This is a genomic window from Streptomyces sp. NPDC096176 (genome assembly GCF_044763255.1).
Lineage (GTDB): Bacteria > Actinomycetota > Actinomycetes > Streptomycetales > Streptomycetaceae > Streptomyces.
In genome coordinates, this window is sequence record NZ_JBIWFV010000007.1 from 343,854 (window position 1) to 360,068 (window position 16,215).

Here is a 16,215-nt window from a genome sequence, read left to right on the forward strand (position 1 = left end):
GGGCAGGAATAGCGCGGCCCCGGGCACCGTTGTGCGGGGCGATTCCGCCGGACATCAGGAAGAGGTAGCACGTCATGAGCACCGTTGAGCTCACCAAGGAAAACTTCGATCAGGTCGTGACCGACAGCGACTTCGTCCTGATCGATTTCTGGGCTTCCTGGTGTGGTCCCTGCCGCCAGTTCGCGCCGGTATTCGAGGGTGCGTCGGAGCGCCACACCGATCTGGTGTTCGCGAAGGTGGACACCGAGGCCCAGCAGGAGCTCGCCGCGGCGTTCGAGATCCGCTCCATCCCCACCCTGATGATCGTGCGTGACAACGTCGCCGTCTTCGCCCAGCCCGGGGCACTGCCCGAGGCATCGCTCGAGGATGTCATCGGGCAGGCACGCGCGCTGGACATGGACGAGGTCCGCAAGTCGATCGAAGAAGCCCAGAAGGGGGCTGCCGCCTCTGACGGCGGCCGGCCCGAGGCCTGATCCCGGCCGAGGGCTCTCCGGTCGAGAGGCTTGTCGGTTACGCAGAGTCGTACTGTGGGCGCGTTTGCCGGGCAGATGCCCGGCAAACGCGCCCACAGTCGTCGGTCGGGGTGGCGGTGCGGCCGTGGTCCGCTACAGCTCGTCCGCGTCGACCACCTTCGCCACCAGACCCAGCGACAGTTCCGCGCCGTCCACCAGCAGGGCCTCCACCGCCCGGGTCTCCGGGTCGATGTCGACCTCCACACCGTCGCCCACGTAGCGCGGGAAGCCGGACGCGCCCAGTTCGCCGGTGGCGTCCACGACCGCCGCGCGGATGGCGTCCTGGCTGAGCAGGGCGGTGTCGTGTCCTTCGACGTGTTCGGGGATCACGAGGATCCCGAACCGCTGCGGTTGTGTGCTCATGGAGGCGACGCTAGACACCCACCGTCCCGACCGCATGTCGCCCACGGGCACTACGGTGGTCCGATGACGTTCTCCTCCGCCTCCTCCGGTCCCCGCGCGCAGGGCTCCGTGCCCTTTGACGGCACAGCGGATCTGCCCGGCCGATCCGGCGCGGCGGCCACGACCGAGGCCGATCCGCTGCAGGTCGGGCGGGTGTGTACTTCGTATGCCCCGGCTCGCGACGGCGATCCCGATCCGGGCGAGATCGTGTGGACCTGGGTGCCGTACGAGGAGAACGACGGCCGTGGCAAGGACCGACCGGTGCTGGTGGTGGCACGGGAGGCGGCGGGAACGCTGCTGACCGTGCAGTTGTCGAGCAAGCGCCACGATGACGACCGCGAGTGGGTGCCGATCGGCGTCGGGCCGTGGGACGCCGCCGGGCGCGAGTCGTGGGTTGATCTGGACCGTGTCCTGCGCGTGCACGAGGCGGGGATGCGCCGCGAGGCGTGCGCGCTGGACCGGCCGCGCTTCGACCGGGTCGTGCGGCGACTGTGCGAGCGCTACGGCTGGGGCTGACCCCGGCCGCGCCGCGCCGGTCGTCAAGGGCCGGCCCAGCACCCCTCACAGGACCCGGTCGCCGAGAACCTGGTCCGCGAAGGTCCGGCGGAACGCGGCCGGCGTCGGCGAGGTGCCGGCGCGGTCCAGCACGGCGAAGACGATCTCGTCGAAGTGGCCGGCGAACCGCCCGCCCCCGGTCAGCAGCGCGTGGAACGCTCCGGCCACCGCGGCCGGGTCGTTCTGGAAGACCCCACAGCCCCACGCGCCGAGGACGAGTCGGCGGTATCCGCAGGCCGCGGCCGTCTCCAGGACCCGTTCCGCGCGCGCGGCGAGGGCGGCGGGGATGCGGTGAGCCTCGTCGGGGGTGCGGCGTGCGACGACTCCGGCGTTGGGCGCGGGCGACGTGAGGAAGCCGACCGCGTACGGCTCCGGGAGCAGACGGCCGCGGTCGTCGCGGAAGACGGGGACGCCCGGTGAGTGGATGACCCGATCGGTGTAGAACACGCTGCGTTCCGCACGGTGGTGCTCGTAGAACTCGGGGGCCCGCAGCAGCGTGGCGTACAGGGCGGAGGAGCGGCACAGTGCCTCCTCCTGTGCCTGCGCCCCGTTGAGATAGCCGCCGCCCGGGTTACGGGCGGAGGCGAAGTTCAGGACGGCAACGGCTTCCGGTGCCGCGGCCGTGAGCCGGCGGGCCGCCTCGGTGCTGCTCTCGCCGGTGACCTCGAAGGCGGTGGCGCGGTCGGCGTCCGGTGTCACCGCCACGGGTTCGGGGCCGTACATCCGGGTGCCCGCGAGAGCGGCGGCGATTTCCTCGCCGATGCGCACCTCGCGTCCGTCCGGAAGCCGGTACATCCCCTCCTCGACGATCTCCTCGGTCTGTTTGGCGATCCCCCGCAGTCGTGCACTCATGACCGACATCTTCGGGAACCGCAGGTGGCGGCGGCAAACACATTTTCGCTCCTCAGAGGGACTCTTGTGCGAACCGGCGGCTGTGGCCTTAGGTTGGCAGAGACCCTTCGACTGGAAGAGCCGATCATGCACCCACCTGATACGGGCGACTTCGGCCGTCCGATATCCGAGGACGATGCCGAGGACCTGCTCCGATGTATCTGCTTCAAGACCGGCCCGCCCCGCACCCTGGGTGTGGAACTGGAGTGGCTGGTCCATGAACGGGAGCGGCCCGAGATACGCGTGGCGCCCGACCGTCTCGAGGCCGCCTTCGACGACGTACGTGCCCTGACCCTGAACTCCGCTCTGACCTTCGAGCCCGGCGGCCAGCTGGAACTCAGCTCGCAGCCCGCCGCCTCCCTGATGGAGTGCATCGCCGCGACAGCCGCCGACCTGGACGCAGTAAGAGAAGCGCTCCGCCCGGCAGGCCTCACTCTCAACGGCCTGGGCCTCGATCCCTGGCATCCGCCCCGCCGCGTGCTCCGTGAACCGCGCTACGACGCGATGGAGTCGTACTTCGACCGATCCGGCCCCTTCGGCCGCAGCATGATGTGCAGTTCCGCCTCCATCCAGGTCTGTCTCGACGCGGGCGAGGAGGAGCCGGGGCCGCTCGGTCACGGCCGTCGCTGGCGCCTCGCGCACCTGATCGGGGCGGTGTTGCTGGCTTCTTTCGCCAACTCCCCTGTGATGCAGGGGCGTCGAACCGGCTGGCGCTCCACGCGCCAGGCGGTGTGGAACATGCTCGACCCGGTGCGCCCCATGGCGCCGCCCCTGGACGCGGAGCCGCGTTCCGCGTGGACCGCGCATGCCCTGGACGCGCCCGTGATGTGCGTGCGCATGCCTGACGGGCCCTGGTCGCTGCAGGACGGGCTGACGTTCCGGGACTGGCTGCGCTCCGGCGCGCCGAGGGCGGCGACCGTCGAGGACCTCCGCTACCACCTCACGACACTGTTTCCGCCCGTGCGTCCCCGGGGTCACCTCGAGTTGCGGATGATCGACGCACAGCCCGGGGAGGACGGCTGGATGGTGCCGCTCGCGGTGACCGCCGCGCTGTTCGACGATCCGGAGGCGGCGGAGACCGCGTACCGTGCGATCAAGCCGCTCGCCGAGTTCACGGGAGGCTCTCCCGCCGCGCCGCGCGACCCGCTGTGGGTGGCGGCCGCGCGGCACGGTCTGGCCGATCAGGAGCTGCACGCCGCGGCCATGACATGCTTCGCCGCGGCGCTGGAGGCCCTGGAGCGCCTCGGTGCGTCCACGCGGGTACGCGAAGCGGTCGCCGACTTCAACGAGCGCCACGTAATGCGGGGCAGATCCCCCGCGGACGATCTGCGCATCCCCTCCATGGTGAAGGACCTTGGCACATGACCGACGAACTGCGCCGTCAGGCTCTCGATGCGCTGACCCGGGCCCGCAGCCGTACCGCCGCTCTCACCTCATGCGTCGACGAGCCCGAACTCATCGCCCAGCACTCCCCGTTGATGTCGCCGCTGGTATGGGACCTGGCTCATATCGGCAATCAGGAGGAGCAGTGGCTGCTGCGCACGGTGGGCGGGAGGGAGCCGCTGCGGCCCGAGATCGACTCCATCTACGACGCGTTCGAGCATCCCCGCGCCAAGCGGCCCACCCTGCCGCTGCTGCCCCCCGCGGAGGCCCGCGTCTACGCCTCCGACGTCCGCGGCCGGGTGCTGGACATCCTGGAACGGACGCCGCTCGAGGGCGGCCCGCTGGTCGACGCGGGCTTCGCCTTCGGAATGATCGCCCAGCACGAACAGCAGCACGACGAAACGATGCTGATCACTCATCAACTGCGGAAGGGGCCCGCCGCGCTCGCGGCCCCCGAGCCGCCCGTCCATGACCGCGGGCCGCTGCCGCGCGAGGTGCTCGTCCCCGGCGGTGCGTTCACCATGGGCACGTCCACCGAGCCGTGGGCTCTGGACAACGAGCGGCCCGCGCACCGGCGGATCGTGCCGGCCTTCCACATCGACACGGTTCCGGTGACCTGCGGCGAGTACCAGGCATTCATCGAGGACGGCGGCTACCGGGAGCGGCTCTGGTGGGCCGACGAGGGCTGGAACCAGATCAGACAACACGACATCGGCGCACCGCTGTTCTGGCGGCGGCAGGGCGGAGTGTGGCTGCGCCGTCGCTTCGGCGTGGTGGAGGAGGTGCCGCCGGAGGAGCCTGTGCTGCATGTCAGCTGGTACGAGGCGGATGCCTACGCCCGCTGGGCGGGGCGCCGGCTGCCCACGGAGGCCGAGTGGGAGAAGGCCGCCCGGCACGATCCGCGCACCGGCACGGACCACCGCTATCCATGGGGCGACGAGGACCCGACCCCGTCGCACGCCAACCTCGGCCAGCGTCATCTGCGGCCCGCGGCGGCGGGCAGCTATCCGCACGGCGCGTCGCCCCTGGGCGTACGGCAGTTGATCGGCGACGTGTGGGAGTGGACCTCGAGCGACTTCCTGCCGTACCCGGGCTTCGCGGCGTTCCCGTACCGGGAGTACTCGGAGGTGTTCTTCGGCAGCGAGCACAAGGTGCTGCGCGGCGGTTCGTTCGCGGTGGACACCGTGGCCTGCCGTGGCACCTTCCGCAACTGGGACCTTCCGGTGCGCCGCCAGATCTTCGCCGGCTTCCGCACGGCACGGGACGCGGAAGGAAACGCCGGCCCGGAGGTTCACGGCAGTTCGGATTCTCACCGCGGTTCCGACGGGAGCATGGCCTGATGTGCCGTCATATCGCCGCACTCGGACCGCCGGAACCGCTCGGCACGCTGCTGGTGGAGCCGGCGCACGGTCTGCTGCACCAGTCGTGGGAGCCGCGCCGGCAGCGCTACGGCACGGTCAACGCCGACGGCTTCGGGGTCGGCTGGTACGCGGAGGGCGATCCCGTACCGGCCAGATACCGGCGTGCGGGACCGATCTGGGCCGATCTCTCGTTCACGGACCTGGCCCGCGTGGTGCGCAGCACCGCCCTGCTCGCGGCCGTACGCGACGCGACCGCGCCCGGCGCGGACGGCGAGGCGGCGGCAGCGCCCTTCGCCGCGGGGCCGTGGCTGTTCAGCCACAACGGCGCGGTGCGGGGGTGGCCCGCCTCGATGGGCGCGCTCGCCGCGGCGCTGCCCGCCGACGAGCTGCTGTCGATGGAGGCGCGCAACGACTCCGCCCTGTTGTGGGCGCTGGTGCTGCACCGGCTGCGCGCGGGTGACAGCCTCGGTCAGGCCCTCGCCGACACCGTCCGCGACACCGCTGCGGCGGCGCCGGAATCCCGGCTGAACCTGCTCCTGACGGACGGCACGACGGTCGCCGCGACCGCCTGGGGCGACACCCTCTGGTACCTGACCGAACCCGGCCGGCGCACGGTCGTGGCCTCCGAACCGTACGACGACGATCCCCTCTGGCAGGAGGCGCCCGATCGCACCGTGCTCATCGCGACTCGCGCCGACGTCCTGCTGACCGAGCTCAAGGAGCCGACCCAGTGAGCCCGTTCCTGCTGACCCGCACCCTGCCCGAGGACGCGACGGACGCCGCGCTGAGGGCCGATGTGCTGCACGGTCTGACCCGTACGCCCAAGTCCCTGCCGCCCAAGTGGTTCTACGACGCCCGCGGCAGCGAACTCTTCGAGGAGATCACCCGGCTCCCCGAGTACTACCCGACCCGAGCGGAGCGGGAGATCCTGGCCGCCCGGGCACCGGAGATCGCGGCGGCGACGCGGGCGCGAACCCTCGTGGAGCTCGGATCCGGCTCCTCGGAGAAGACCCGTTACCTGCTGGACGCGCTCCCCGGACTGCACAGTTACGTACCGGTGGACGTCAGCGAGAGCGCGCTCACGGGCGCGGCCGAGACGCTGCTCGCCGAACGGCCGGAGCTGAACGTGCACGCCCTGATCGCCGACTTCACACGGGGGCTGGCCCTGCCGGGCACGCCCGCGCCGCGGCTCGTCGCGTTCCTCGGCGGCACGATCGGTAATCTCCTGCCGGCCGAGCGGACCGTGTTCCTGCGGTCGGTGCGCACCCTGCTGGACCCGGGCGACTTCCTGCTGCTGGGGACGGACCTGGTGAAGGACGAGTCGGTGCTGGTCCGCGCCTACGACGACGCGGCAGGGGTGACGGCCGCTTTCAACAAGAACGTACTCACCGTGCTGGCACGGGAGCTGGACGCGGACGTCGATCCCGGCGACTTCGAGCATGTGGCGCTGTGGGACCACGACAACGAGTGGATCGAGATGCGGCTGCGGGCACGCTCGTCCCTGACGGTCAAGATTCCGGAACTGGATCTGGTGGTGCCGTTCGAGGCGGGCGAGGAAATGCGCACAGAGGTGTCCGCGAAGTTCCGTCAGGACGGTGTGCGCAAAGAACTCGCCGAGGCCGGCCTGGATCTGACGCACTGGTGGACCGACGAGGAGGGGCGGTTCGCGCTCTCGCTCGCGACGGCGAGCTGAGCCGCCCGGGCAAGTGAGCGGCGGTCGGGGAAGGCCCCGGGGAGGATCGGCGGCAGCAGCCGGATCTCCGCGGTGAGCCCGCCGGCCGCCGCTACCCGGCACAGGGAAGCGAGCAGCGGGTCGTCGCCGACGAACGCCGCCGCGCCGGTCGGCAGATAGGTGATGCGTACGGGCTGGACGGCGACACCCGCGTCCAGGGCCGCCTGGAAGGCCGCAGGACGGAACGGGCCCTGGCCGCGGCCGCACCAGGTGGAGCCCTCAGGGAAGACGACCACACGGCCGCCGTCGCGCAGAGCTGCCGCCATCGACGCCACGGTGTGGGGCAGGGCTCGCAGCCGGTCCCGTTCCACGAAGAGGGTGCCGCCGAGGGCCGCGAGCGGGCCGAGGACCGGCCAGCCGCGCACCTCGCTCTTGGCGAGCATCCGACCGGGCAGCACAGCGGCCACCAGAGGGATGTCCAGCCAGGAGATGTGGTTGGCGACGACCAGCGATGCCCACCGCTCGTGGGGGACGCCGATCACCCGCACCCGTACGCCGAAGGCCCACAGCACGGCGCGCGACCAGCAGCGGGTCAGCCGGTGCCGGAACGCTGTGCCGAAGAGCCGGCCGAGCAGCGCCGCGAACGGGGCCAGCAGTAGGCCGACGGTGACGGCTGTGAGGCCCGCCAGCAGTCGCAGGCCCATGACGACCGGGCCGGCCACGGGACCGTGGTGGGTGGCGCACCCCCCGGGCGTGCAGGGGGCGGTGGGCAGCCAGACGCTCATCGCACCGGTGCGAGGGAGAGGAAGTGCCGCAGGTAGCGGGGGTTGGTGCGGCGCAGCGACAGCAGCACGTAGAGGTCGGCGACATTGAATTCGGGGTCGTGGGCGGGCGCGCCGCACACCCACGCGCCGAGCCGGATGTAGCCGCGCAGCAGCGGCGGCAGTTCGGTGCGTCCGGCCGGGAGAGCTGTGGGGCGTGCTGCGGTGTCGGCGTTCCAGAGCTTGTGCGGCGTGACCCAGTACTCCTCGGGTGCGAGGTGCTTGGTCCGTACGGTGTCCCAGGTCGCCGCCGCGAGGGTGCCGCCGTCGGCGAGGGGGAGGGAGCAGCAGCCCGCCATCCAGTTGTGGCCGGTGCGGGTCATGTAGTGGGCCAGGCCCGCCCAGATGAGGGCGATCACGGCGCCGTTGCGGTGCAGGGGGTGGACACAGGAGCGACCCACCTCGACGAGGTCGTCGCGGATCGGGCCGAGCCGGGTCAGGTCGAACTCGCCCTCGGAGTAGAGGCGTCCGGCGATCCGGGCGCGGTCGGGCGGAAGCAGCCGGTAGGTGCCGACCACCGCGCCGCTCTCCGCCTCGCGGACGAGCAGGTGGTCGCAGTAGGCGTCGAAGGCGTCGCTGTCGAGGCCCGGCTCCGGCCCGTCGAGCCGGGCGCCCATCTCGCCGGCGAACACCTGGTGACGCAGTCGCTGCGCGGCACGTACCTCTTCCTGGTCGCGGGCGAGCGAGACGACATAGCGGGGCTCGTCGCCCGCGGCGGGCGCGGGGGCGGGTGCGGGGGCCTGGGCATGCGCCTGGGTAGGCAGTGGGGCGGGGAGGACGAGCGGCGATGCGGGCATGGCGGTCTCCTGGGCCGGAGGGAGGGGCGGACCGCGGGTGCGACGGCCCGGCTCCTTGTTTCTTCCGTGGCCGACTGGATTCGACATGACCGCCCGGCGGAGAGCGGATGTGAGAACGCTGAATGCCGGGCGATGCCGCCCGACCGGCCCGCGCCCCGCCCCGCCCGACCGGCCCGTGCCCCGCCCCACGACCGGTCCGCCCAAGCCCTCCCCCGCACGACGGCTTCCCGCTCGTGATCCGCCCGAGCCCTCCCGGTCAGGGCGTCAGCGCCGCTGTGATCCTGGCTGAGGCGGCGCGGGCCGCGCGGGCGGGGTCCTGACCCTGGAGGACTGCCGTCATGTAGGGCTTGATCGGGTTGTCGGCCTCGACGTCGGCCCACTGGGAAGAGTTGGGCGTGGCCCGGCCGCGCGCGGCGCCGGCAGCCATCGCTGCGGTTCCCTCGTTGTCCGCGATGACGCCTGCGAGGGTCGTCTTGTTGGGCACGTAGTTCATCGTCAGGGCGAGTTCGGTCTGCCACTCCTCGCTCGCGAGTGCCTTGACGACCTCCACGCCGGCGGATCTCTCGCGTGCGTTCTCGGGCACGATCAGGTCCGAGCCTCCGATGAAGACGGCGCCCGGCACCTCCGGAGTCTTGCCCGGCACCGGGAAGAAGCCGAGCTTGCCCTTGAGTGCCGGGTTGGCCTTCTCTATGAGGGGCACCGCGCTCGGCACCGCGATGATCTGGGCCACGTCGCCCTTCGCGAAGACCTCGGCCTGGGGCGGTGTGACTTCGTCGGCGTCCTTCGGCCCGTCGCCGTGCGACTGGAGCTGCTTGTAGAAGTCCATACCGCGCAGGGCCGCCTTGGTGTGGAGCGCGCCCTCCCAGTTGCCGCCCCGCTCCACGGCCAGCTCTCCGCCGTCCTCCCAGATGAAGCCGGCAAGGGTGTACCAGTCCTGGCCCGACAGATAGATGCCCTGCTCACCGTCGCCGTCGAGCTTCTCGGAGATCTCCAGCCACTCGGCACGGTCCCGTGGCGGCTCGGTGATGCCCGCCTTCGCGAACAGTTCCTTGTTGTAGATGACGACGCGGTTGGCGGCGTACCAGGGGATGCCGTACTGGGAGCCGTTGATGCTGCCCGGTTCCGCGAGGCCCGGCAGCCATTCCTCGTTGCCGAGGTCGCGGACGGCCTCGAGGGTCAGGTCGCGCAGGCCGTCGCTCTGCGCGTACTGGGCGACCTGTGTGTTGCCCACCTCGATGACCTCTGGGGCGTCGTCGCTCTGGATCGCCTCCGTGACCTTCTTGCCGATGCCCGTCCACTCCTGGACGGTCACCCGCAGATCGACGGACGGGTGCTGCTTCTCGTACTCGGAGGTGAAACGCTCGAGGAACTCCTCGGAGACGCTGTCCTGCATCAGCCAGATGTCGACGGTGCTCTTCTCCGAACTGCCCGGGAGGACCCCGCAGCCGCTGAGCGTCATGGCGCAGGCAAGCACGGTGGACAGGGCGTACCGGCGGTTCTTCACGTAGGTCACCTTCAGCGTGGGCATGGAGGATGGACCCGACGTGGGGGGAAAGCGCGCGGCGCTCGCACGGGTGTGTTGGCTGGATTTTGGTCTGTACCAATAGTCCGGTCAAGTCCCGGACACCTCGATGCCCCCTACGTCCGGATGATGACCGGCCGTCCCGGCGTAGCACTTCGGGGCTACCCGAAGACACATAGGGAGGCTGATCCGCCGAACCCCCTCCGCCTCGTAGCTTCTTGATCGAACCCCTTACGGTCAGGAGGCCACTTCGACATGTACGGCAAGGCATTTGCCCCCGAGTACCAGGGCGATCTGGGCGCGGCTCTCAGCGTGAACTCCTCCTACGACGAGGTTCTCGCCACCGCGGAGCGTGCGCGTCGCGACGCGGGCACCGACCTGGACAGAGCCCGTGCAGCGCTGGCGCTCGCGGAGGCCAACCGGCGCCTGGGGCGGGCGGCAGAGGCGCGGGCCGCCTGGCGCGACAGTTACCGTTGCGCGCGGCGGGCCGGGGACACGGCGGGGATGGCGTGGGCGCTGTGGAGCGGCGGGACGCTGGCCCGCCAGTGCGGCACGCTGCCGCTCGCCCGCCGGCTGCTCTCCGCGGCCGTCGCCTTCGCCGACGCCTGTGGTGAGCGTCTCGCGCACGGCTACGCGCTCGCCGGGCTCGCGGAGACCGGACGGATCCAGGGGGACTACGCCGCCGTCGCCGACCTGCACGAGCAGCTCCTCCAGCAGGCGCGGGCCCACGGCGAGGCACGCCACATTGTGTGGGCGCTCTCCGGCATAGCCCAGATGCACCGGAACACAGGCGAGCACGGAAGGGCCCTTGAGCTGTTCACCGAGTGCGTAGGGATCGCGGCAGAGGCGGACGACGCGCGGGGTAGGGCGTGGTCGCTGCGCGGGATGGCGGACGTGCTGTCCCTGGGCGGCGATACGGCCCGGGCGCTCGACCTGCTCACCGAGGCGGAGGCCGTCTGCCGGGATCTGGAGCTGGCAGGGGCGCTGGCCTACAACCACAAGATGCGCGGCAACGTGCTGTTCCGTGCCGCCCGCTACGAGGAAGCGTGCACGGCCTACGCGGTGGCGCTGCGCGAGTTCCGCGGCATGCACGAGGCGCGGGGAACGGCGCTGGCGCGGCTGGGCCTTGCCAAGTCCCGCGCTCGCCGAGGCCGCGCCCCGGCGGCGACTCTCGCCGAACTGGCTGAACTGGAAAGGGAGTTTGCCCGGATCGGGTTGCGGCAGGCCCGTCAGTCCGTCGTCGCCTTCCGCTCCGAGCTGGTTGCTGCCTGACCGCGCACCCGGCGGTGCGGGTCGGCGCCGCGCGCCTGGGCACAGCCGGCGCGGGGCGGCAGAAGGCCCGCTCGAGCGCAGTCGCACCGTCAGGGGTGCTCGGGTGGCGGGCAGCGGCACGGCCCCGGTCCCGACGCCTCGCGGGAAGCCTGCTGGTGGGGCACCGTGGAGTGAACGCATCGAGAGGAGCGCTGCACCCATGTCGAACCACACCTACCGAGTCACCGAGATCGTCGGCACATCCCCCGACGGTGTCGACCAGGCCATCCGGAACGGGATCTCGCGGGCTTCGCAAACCCTGCGGGGCCTCGACTGGTTCGAGGTGACTCAGGTCCGCGGGCACATCGTCGACGGGCAGATCGAGCACTACCAGGTCGGCTTGAAGGTTGGATTCCGTCTCGAGGACGGCGTCTGACGTTCACCCGTTCAGCACGCCGGGCGCGCGCGTGGTCGCCGGCGTGCGCGGTGCGGTCCGCAGGGGTCGGCGGCCCGCAGGCGGGCCGGGAGGCTCAGGTGCGGCCCTCGCGCTCCTGGGCCTCCCGCATCGCTGGGGTCGTGCTCGCCGCTCCCCAGCGAGCCCGCACCACTCGGAAACCGGCGCGCTCCGCGTCCTGGCAGACCAGCTCGTCGTCGTCGACCAACATGCTGATCTCCCGGTCGCGGCCGAGCCGCCGAAGGATCTCCAGCTTGGTCCTGCGCGCCGGCCTCCGATCGTCGTTGCGCCGCATGAAGAGCCGCCCCTCGGGCAGTCCCTGGGCCGCGAGCCACTCCACGGTGTCCGCTCTGCACCGCTCCGGCCTGCCCGTCAGATAGAGCACCTCGCACTCCTGCGCGGCCCCCCGGCACAGCGCCACCCCTTCGGCGAGCGGCGGGTCCTCGGGTGCGGCGTCGAAGAAGGCGTCCCACGCCCGCGGTGTGCGCTCCAGCAGATGCTGGCGGTGCCCGGAGTCGGAGAGCGTGCCGTCGAGGTCGAATACGGCCAGGGGCCTGTTGCTGCGTGTCACGCCGACCACCCTAGGGCGTGTTTCGGAAGTGAATCTTGGCGTTTCGAGCGGGATCCTCTATGACCTAGGTCGAAAGTCGCTCTGGCGCCCCTGGGCATGCGTGGGAGAAGATCCCGCGCATGATCGACCCTCACCGGCTCCTGGCCTTCTGCACCATGTCTCTTCTCTTGTCCGCCATCCCGGGACCGAGCGTGCTGTTTGTCATCGGCCGGACATCGTAAGGGCCGCGCTGCGACGCGCAGGACTACGCGGAGTGCTGGCCGGAGACCCCGCCACCAGCGAAGACGACATCCTCGTAGTAGGCGACACCTCCCACCAATGGCTGTTCCCCAGGATGGCCGCAGTCGTCCACCACGGCGGTGCAGGCACCACAGCTTCAGCACTGCGAGCCGGAAGACCGTCGTTGGTCTGCCCATTCTTCGGCGACCAGGCTTACTGGGCCTCACGGGTACGCAAGCTCCGCGCGGGACCCGAACCACTACCAGCCCGTGATCTCACAGTCGTTGCGCTCACCCAACGCCTGCATGCCCTTACCAGGAACACTGTCCACGCTGAGACCGCGCGTCAGCTCGGCGGGGCTCTGCAAGCCGAAGACGGCACGGCCCGAGCCTGCCACGTCCTCAACAAGTGCATGTCGTAGACAGTCACGAGCGCTCCCCCTGGTCACTTCGGCCAGCGCGTGCGGGGCCGCCAGGGGCTGCCGTCAGTTGTGACCAAAGCGGCTTGCGCCACGGGAGGATGACTCTGTTGAGTGACGTACCAAGTGCGAAGCGTAATCGCTTTGGCGCAAACCCGCCTTGAGTCGGGCGGGGAGTGGCAAAAGACTGCTCGTGTGCCGAAGCGGACATCCGCCCGAGGGGTCCGCCCGCACGCCCGTCACGTATGCCATTGTCAGGAGACCATCGCATGCCCGACGTCGGCCAAGACACCGCGCACCCGATCACGTTGACCGACGGCACCGCCACCCGGACCCGCGAAGTGACACCCGCCGATCTCGAACCGATCCAAGCACTGCACCGCCGCTGCTCGCCACGCAGCCGGGCCCTGCGCTACCACGCCGGCAAACCCCGGCTCTCTCCCGCCGGATGGCGCCTGCTGTCCGACCCGGAGCGCGGCACCACGTTGGTGACCACCCCTGCCCAGCGCATGGACCACATCATCGCCATGACCAACGTGATGTGCACCGACCGGAGAGGGGTGGGCGAGCTCGCCGTTCTGGTTGAGGACGCCTGGCAGTCCAAGGGGCTGGGCACCGCCCTGGCCGCACACGCGGCCGAAGTGGCCCGCCGGGCGGGCCACCACACCTTGACCGCGGCGGTCGCTGCGCAGAACGTACCGATGCTCCACGTCCTGGAGAGTCTGGACGCATCGCCCCCTCGTGCCGTCGGACCCCTCCTCGACATCCACGTCCCGCTGTAGCACCGAGGAGATCACCTGCTTCCTTGCCTACGCCCCACGGGAGACCGCGGTGGCCGACCTGGTTCGGGTCGCCGGCAGATCGAGGAGTGCTTCCAGACGGCGAAGAACGAGCGTGGCTCAGACCAGTACGAGGCCCGCCGCTACATCGGCTGGTACCAGCAATTGGTCGTGCACCGGCTGTACTGCGAGGGCACCAAGTCCGATACGGACGACAACGACGGCGCCTTCACCCGCGACATGACGCTGGGGCTGGGACCGTGGGCGATCGCCAGCACCCTGAACAACACGGCAGGCGCCCCGGCTCCCGCCGCGTGGCCTCGGCGAGTTCATGGGCGACGGCCTCGTTCTGATCGATGAGGTCGAAGTACTGGCCGGCGCTGAAATCCAGACGGGGCCCGTCCGCGTGCGACCAGTCGGCCCGCACCAGCCGGAAGGACGGGCGGTCCTCGAAGAGGGCGGGCCGGGCGAGATCGCCCAGGGCCGAGGAGTACCGCTCGTACCGCCGTGACCTGGTCTCCTTCGGCAGGGACCGCTGGGCCGCCCGGAGCAGCGCAGGGTCGGCCGGCGGCGGATTCTCCTGCCAGGCGAGCGTCACCTGCCGCAGCGGGACCGGCCGCGGCGGGCGCATCGCCGGTTCCCACAGCAGGGTGGAGGTCCCGATCCGTTCCAGCGTGGGGCGTGCGCGCACGTGGATGTCGGCGGCCGTCTCGGAGAGTTCCCCGAAGCGTGCGCTCATGTCCTTCCGTCCGTTGATGAAGGACCGCCGTGATTCCCCGACGTTTTCGGGAGCGAGCGCCCCCCGTGCGTAGTAGACGCCGACACCGGCGGACACCAGGCCCGCCAGGCCGAGCCACCGCTCCAGATCCATGTGTTTCCCCCACCTCAGCGGCCGCCGACGGGTGTGCCCTACCCCCGCGGGCGGCCCGCCACGCTGCCGGGCGGTCGCCCGCGGCAGGCCGTCCCGGGCTCCCGCGCTCGACCGTTGACCGTCCGTCAGGCGCTCGAGGTGCCCGAGGCCTGACCGGCCCGGCCGTGTGCCACGGGTGGACGGGCCGGCAGGAGGGTGCCGGCCTTCGTCGCATGACGTCTCGCTGGTTGCGCTCTTGCGTGGCGTGTGCACGTCAAACCTGGTCCGGTCCGGCCGGTCTTGTACTGTGCAAGGATGCCGTCCATGACGTGCATCCGAAGGGGCCGTGCCTCGTAGAACACCAGGTTCGCTACGGCCACGGAAACGCGGCTGGGGAACACCCTGGGTGCGGTACCGCGATGTCCCGGGTCTGTCGGGAGCGGCGAATGCCGCCGTCCGTGTGCTCGAACGGGAGCGTTTGTCTCCGGGCGTTGTGTCAGTGGCGCTGAGCGTGTGGTCCGTGCGCGTCCACGGCACCAAGCGCCGGTGGAGACCATGGGAGGTTGGGTTCATCTGCCCGTGCTGCGGCGAGGGCTGGGCCCGGGACAAGCTGCAAGAGGCCCTGTTCATGCTGCCACCACGGGCCGCCGCCGAACTCTGGTTGCAGGTCGAGCGCCTGGACGTGGTGCTCCTTGGGCGAACGCATCACGAGCCGATGGCAGATCCGGAGTTGGTGTGGTGGCATCGCAGGGGCTGACCGTGCCCATGTCGTCCGCTGCTTCGTCGTCCGTTGCACGACTGGGACCCCTCCGCGCGCCGGGCCCCGCAGACCCAAGGCGCCCAACGGCTCCGTCATTGCTTCGGGGCGCACGACGCCACCGGCTTGGCCGCGACGAGCAGTCTCAACGGCACCGGCACCTCACCGCTCTCCGTCTTGAGGACCAGCGCCCCGCCGGTGACCCGCACCACCTTCCCGCAGGTCGTCGTGCCGCCGTGTTCGACACGCAGCGCCGGCTCGTCACGGGGCGGCCCGTACCAGGTCGTGGCGACAGCGGCGACGAGCAGCGCCGCGCAGGCGGAGGTGGCGACGACGCCGCGCCTGAGGGCCACCACCGAGTTCAACGCCTCCGTGTGTGCGCGGACGGCGGCAGGTGGCAGGTCGCGCAACGGGACGACTCCGAAGCGGCCGTGAGCCGCCCGCAGCAACAGTGCCGCGCCACAGCCGCCGCAGAGCAGCGCCGCGAGCAGCATCGCGCCGACCGCTGCGGACCAGCCCTCGGCGAGCTGGCCGACGTCGGACCGGCCCTTCACAAGGCCGAAGCCGACGAGCCCGGCGAGCAGGGCCCCCAGTCCGTTGCGCCAAGCAAGGGCGGCGGACCTGATGCGGGGCAGTTCGCCGCGGATCAGCTCGTCCCGCTCCTCGGCGCGGCGGAGGTCCTCGGGTGTGGCCGGGGGACCTGGCCTCGGTCGGCGGGTCACAGCAGGAAGTTCCAGTAGGCACCGCATCCGCTGCGGCCGTCCGGGCGCCCGGGGTGCTCCTCGCGGCAGTCGCAGAGGACCAGCAGGGGGTCGGCGCCGCCGACGCCTCTGACCACCTCGTCGAAGGCGGGTACTTCCAGGGAGATGCCGCACCGCGGGCACGGTCCACGGAGCACTGCGGCCCCGTCGCCGTAGTCGTCGGTGGTGAACGCCGCGGCCGCCGCCGGGGCGTAGGAGGGGTCGTTCGACAACAGGTAGGGCAGGGGAAGATGGCTCAC

General features: G+C 71.2%; 19 protein-coding genes and 1 pseudogene. 11 read left to right on the top strand and 9 right to left on the bottom strand.

Annotated features, from left to right (window positions below; all coding sequences use genetic code 11):
* Positions 1-74: 74 nt before the first annotated feature.
* Positions 75-473 carry a thioredoxin gene (gene trxA, locus ACIQ7Q_RS21850; protein ID WP_403864461.1) on the top strand — a complete coding sequence of 133 codons (399 nt, stop codon included), beginning with the start codon at positions 75-77 and terminating at the stop codon, positions 471-473.
* 132 nt (positions 474-605) lie between these two features.
* Here trxA and ACIQ7Q_RS21855 read toward each other — a convergent pair whose 3' ends face one another.
* The gene (locus ACIQ7Q_RS21855) at positions 606-875 is read right to left on the bottom strand and encodes a hypothetical protein (protein ID WP_403864464.1); all 270 of its coding nucleotides are present in this window, start codon (positions 873-875) and stop codon (positions 606-608) included.
* 63 nt (positions 876-938) lie between these two features.
* Here ACIQ7Q_RS21855 and ACIQ7Q_RS21860 point away from each other — a divergent pair, with 63 nt between their 5' ends.
* A complete protein-coding gene (locus ACIQ7Q_RS21860; RefSeq protein WP_403864467.1) occupies positions 939-1,430 on the top strand; it encodes a type II toxin-antitoxin system PemK/MazF family toxin in 492 nt (163 codons plus the stop codon).
* A 45-nt stretch (positions 1,431-1,475) separates the two neighbouring features.
* On the opposite strand, the gene ACIQ7Q_RS21865 is transcribed toward ACIQ7Q_RS21860, so the two are convergent.
* Positions 1,476-2,321, bottom strand: a complete 846-nt coding sequence (locus ACIQ7Q_RS21865) for a TIGR02452 family protein (RefSeq protein WP_403864470.1) — start codon at positions 2,319-2,321, stop codon at positions 1,476-1,478.
* 126 nt (positions 2,322-2,447) lie between these two features.
* Here ACIQ7Q_RS21865 and egtA point away from each other — a divergent pair, with 126 nt between their 5' ends.
* Genes egtA through egtD form a run of 4 tightly spaced genes read left to right on the top strand, consistent with a single transcriptional unit; the run spans position 2,448 to position 6,797 of the window.
* On the top strand, positions 2,448-3,725 hold the full coding sequence (gene egtA / locus ACIQ7Q_RS21870; RefSeq protein WP_403864473.1) for an ergothioneine biosynthesis glutamate--cysteine ligase EgtA: 1,278 nt from the start codon (positions 2,448-2,450) through the stop codon (positions 3,723-3,725).
* Positions 3,722-5,083, top strand: coding sequence for an ergothioneine biosynthesis protein EgtB (egtB, locus tag ACIQ7Q_RS21875; RefSeq protein ID WP_403864476.1), 1,362 nt, complete (start codon positions 3,722-3,724; stop codon positions 5,081-5,083). Before egtA ends, egtB begins: the two co-directional genes overlap by 4 nt.
* Positions 5,083-5,838 carry an ergothioneine biosynthesis protein EgtC gene (gene egtC / locus ACIQ7Q_RS21880; RefSeq protein ID WP_403864479.1) on the top strand — a complete coding sequence of 252 codons (756 nt, stop codon included), beginning with the start codon at positions 5,083-5,085 and terminating at the stop codon, positions 5,836-5,838. Before egtB ends, egtC begins: the two co-directional genes overlap by 1 nt.
* Entirely contained in the window at positions 5,835-6,797 is a 963-nt protein-coding gene (gene egtD, locus ACIQ7Q_RS21885; protein ID WP_403864482.1) for an L-histidine N(alpha)-methyltransferase, read from the top strand. The genes egtC and egtD overlap by 4 nt, the downstream gene beginning before the upstream one ends.
* On the opposite strand, the gene ACIQ7Q_RS21890 is transcribed toward egtD, so the two are convergent.
* The 3 genes from ACIQ7Q_RS21890 to ACIQ7Q_RS21900 all read right to left on the bottom strand — a co-directional run bounded on the left by ACIQ7Q_RS21890 (position 6,692) and on the right by ACIQ7Q_RS21900 (position 9,898).
* Positions 6,692-7,561: a lysophospholipid acyltransferase family protein gene (locus ACIQ7Q_RS21890; RefSeq protein ID WP_403864485.1), complete on the bottom strand. Its 870-nt coding sequence runs from the start codon at positions 7,559-7,561 to the stop codon at positions 6,692-6,694. The two genes, egtD and ACIQ7Q_RS21890, sit on opposite strands and share 106 nt — an antisense overlap.
* Entirely contained in the window at positions 7,558-8,394 is an 837-nt protein-coding gene (locus tag ACIQ7Q_RS21895; RefSeq protein WP_403864488.1) for a GNAT family N-acetyltransferase, read from the bottom strand. The genes ACIQ7Q_RS21890 and ACIQ7Q_RS21895 overlap by 4 nt, the downstream gene beginning before the upstream one ends.
* Positions 8,395-8,650: 256 nt before the next feature.
* Positions 8,651-9,898: an extracellular solute-binding protein gene (locus ACIQ7Q_RS21900; RefSeq protein ID WP_403864819.1), complete on the bottom strand. Its 1,248-nt coding sequence runs from the start codon at positions 9,896-9,898 to the stop codon at positions 8,651-8,653.
* A gap of 273 nt (positions 9,899-10,171) precedes the next feature.
* Here ACIQ7Q_RS21900 and ACIQ7Q_RS21905 point away from each other — a divergent pair, with 273 nt between their 5' ends.
* Both ACIQ7Q_RS21905 and ACIQ7Q_RS21910 read left to right on the top strand, forming a co-directional pair.
* Positions 10,172-11,188 carry a tetratricopeptide repeat protein gene (locus tag ACIQ7Q_RS21905; protein WP_403864491.1) on the top strand — a complete coding sequence of 339 codons (1,017 nt, stop codon included), beginning with the start codon at positions 10,172-10,174 and terminating at the stop codon, positions 11,186-11,188.
* A 199-nt stretch (positions 11,189-11,387) separates the two neighbouring features.
* Entirely contained in the window at positions 11,388-11,603 is a 216-nt protein-coding gene (locus tag ACIQ7Q_RS21910) for a dodecin (protein WP_403864494.1), read from the top strand.
* Between the two features lie 94 nt (positions 11,604-11,697).
* Here the strand turns inward: ACIQ7Q_RS21910 and ACIQ7Q_RS21915 are convergent, their stop codons facing one another.
* Complete coding sequence (locus ACIQ7Q_RS21915; protein WP_403864497.1) at positions 11,698-12,192, bottom strand: hypothetical protein; 495 nt, start codon at positions 12,190-12,192, stop codon at positions 11,698-11,700.
* A gap of 119 nt (positions 12,193-12,311) precedes the next feature.
* Here ACIQ7Q_RS21915 and ACIQ7Q_RS21920 point away from each other — a divergent pair.
* The 3 genes and pseudogenes from ACIQ7Q_RS21920 to ACIQ7Q_RS21930 all read left to right on the top strand — a co-directional run.
* Positions 12,312-12,404, top strand: a pseudogene (locus ACIQ7Q_RS21920) (LysE family translocator); the annotation flags it as partial.
* A gap of 41 nt (positions 12,405-12,445) precedes the next feature.
* Positions 12,446-12,832 (top strand): glycosyltransferase, encoded by a 387-nt coding sequence (locus tag ACIQ7Q_RS21925; protein WP_403864500.1) that lies wholly within the window; start codon positions 12,446-12,448, stop codon positions 12,830-12,832.
* A gap of 266 nt (positions 12,833-13,098) precedes the next feature.
* Entirely contained in the window at positions 13,099-13,611 is a 513-nt protein-coding gene (locus ACIQ7Q_RS21930; protein WP_403864503.1) for a GNAT family N-acetyltransferase, read from the top strand.
* Between the two features lie 226 nt (positions 13,612-13,837).
* Here ACIQ7Q_RS21930 and ACIQ7Q_RS21935 read toward each other — a convergent pair whose 3' ends face one another.
* From ACIQ7Q_RS21935 to ACIQ7Q_RS21945, 3 genes are all read right to left on the bottom strand, one after another.
* Positions 13,838-14,479, bottom strand: coding sequence for a hypothetical protein (locus tag ACIQ7Q_RS21935; protein WP_403864506.1), 642 nt, complete (start codon positions 14,477-14,479; stop codon positions 13,838-13,840).
* A gap of 831 nt (positions 14,480-15,310) precedes the next feature.
* Positions 15,311-15,937, bottom strand: a complete 627-nt coding sequence (locus ACIQ7Q_RS21940; protein WP_403864508.1) for a hypothetical protein — start codon at positions 15,935-15,937, stop codon at positions 15,311-15,313.
* Positions 15,934-16,215 carry a hypothetical protein gene (locus ACIQ7Q_RS21945; protein ID WP_403864511.1) on the bottom strand — a complete coding sequence of 94 codons (282 nt, stop codon included), beginning with the start codon at positions 16,213-16,215 and terminating at the stop codon, positions 15,934-15,936. Before ACIQ7Q_RS21945 ends, ACIQ7Q_RS21940 begins: the two co-directional genes overlap by 4 nt.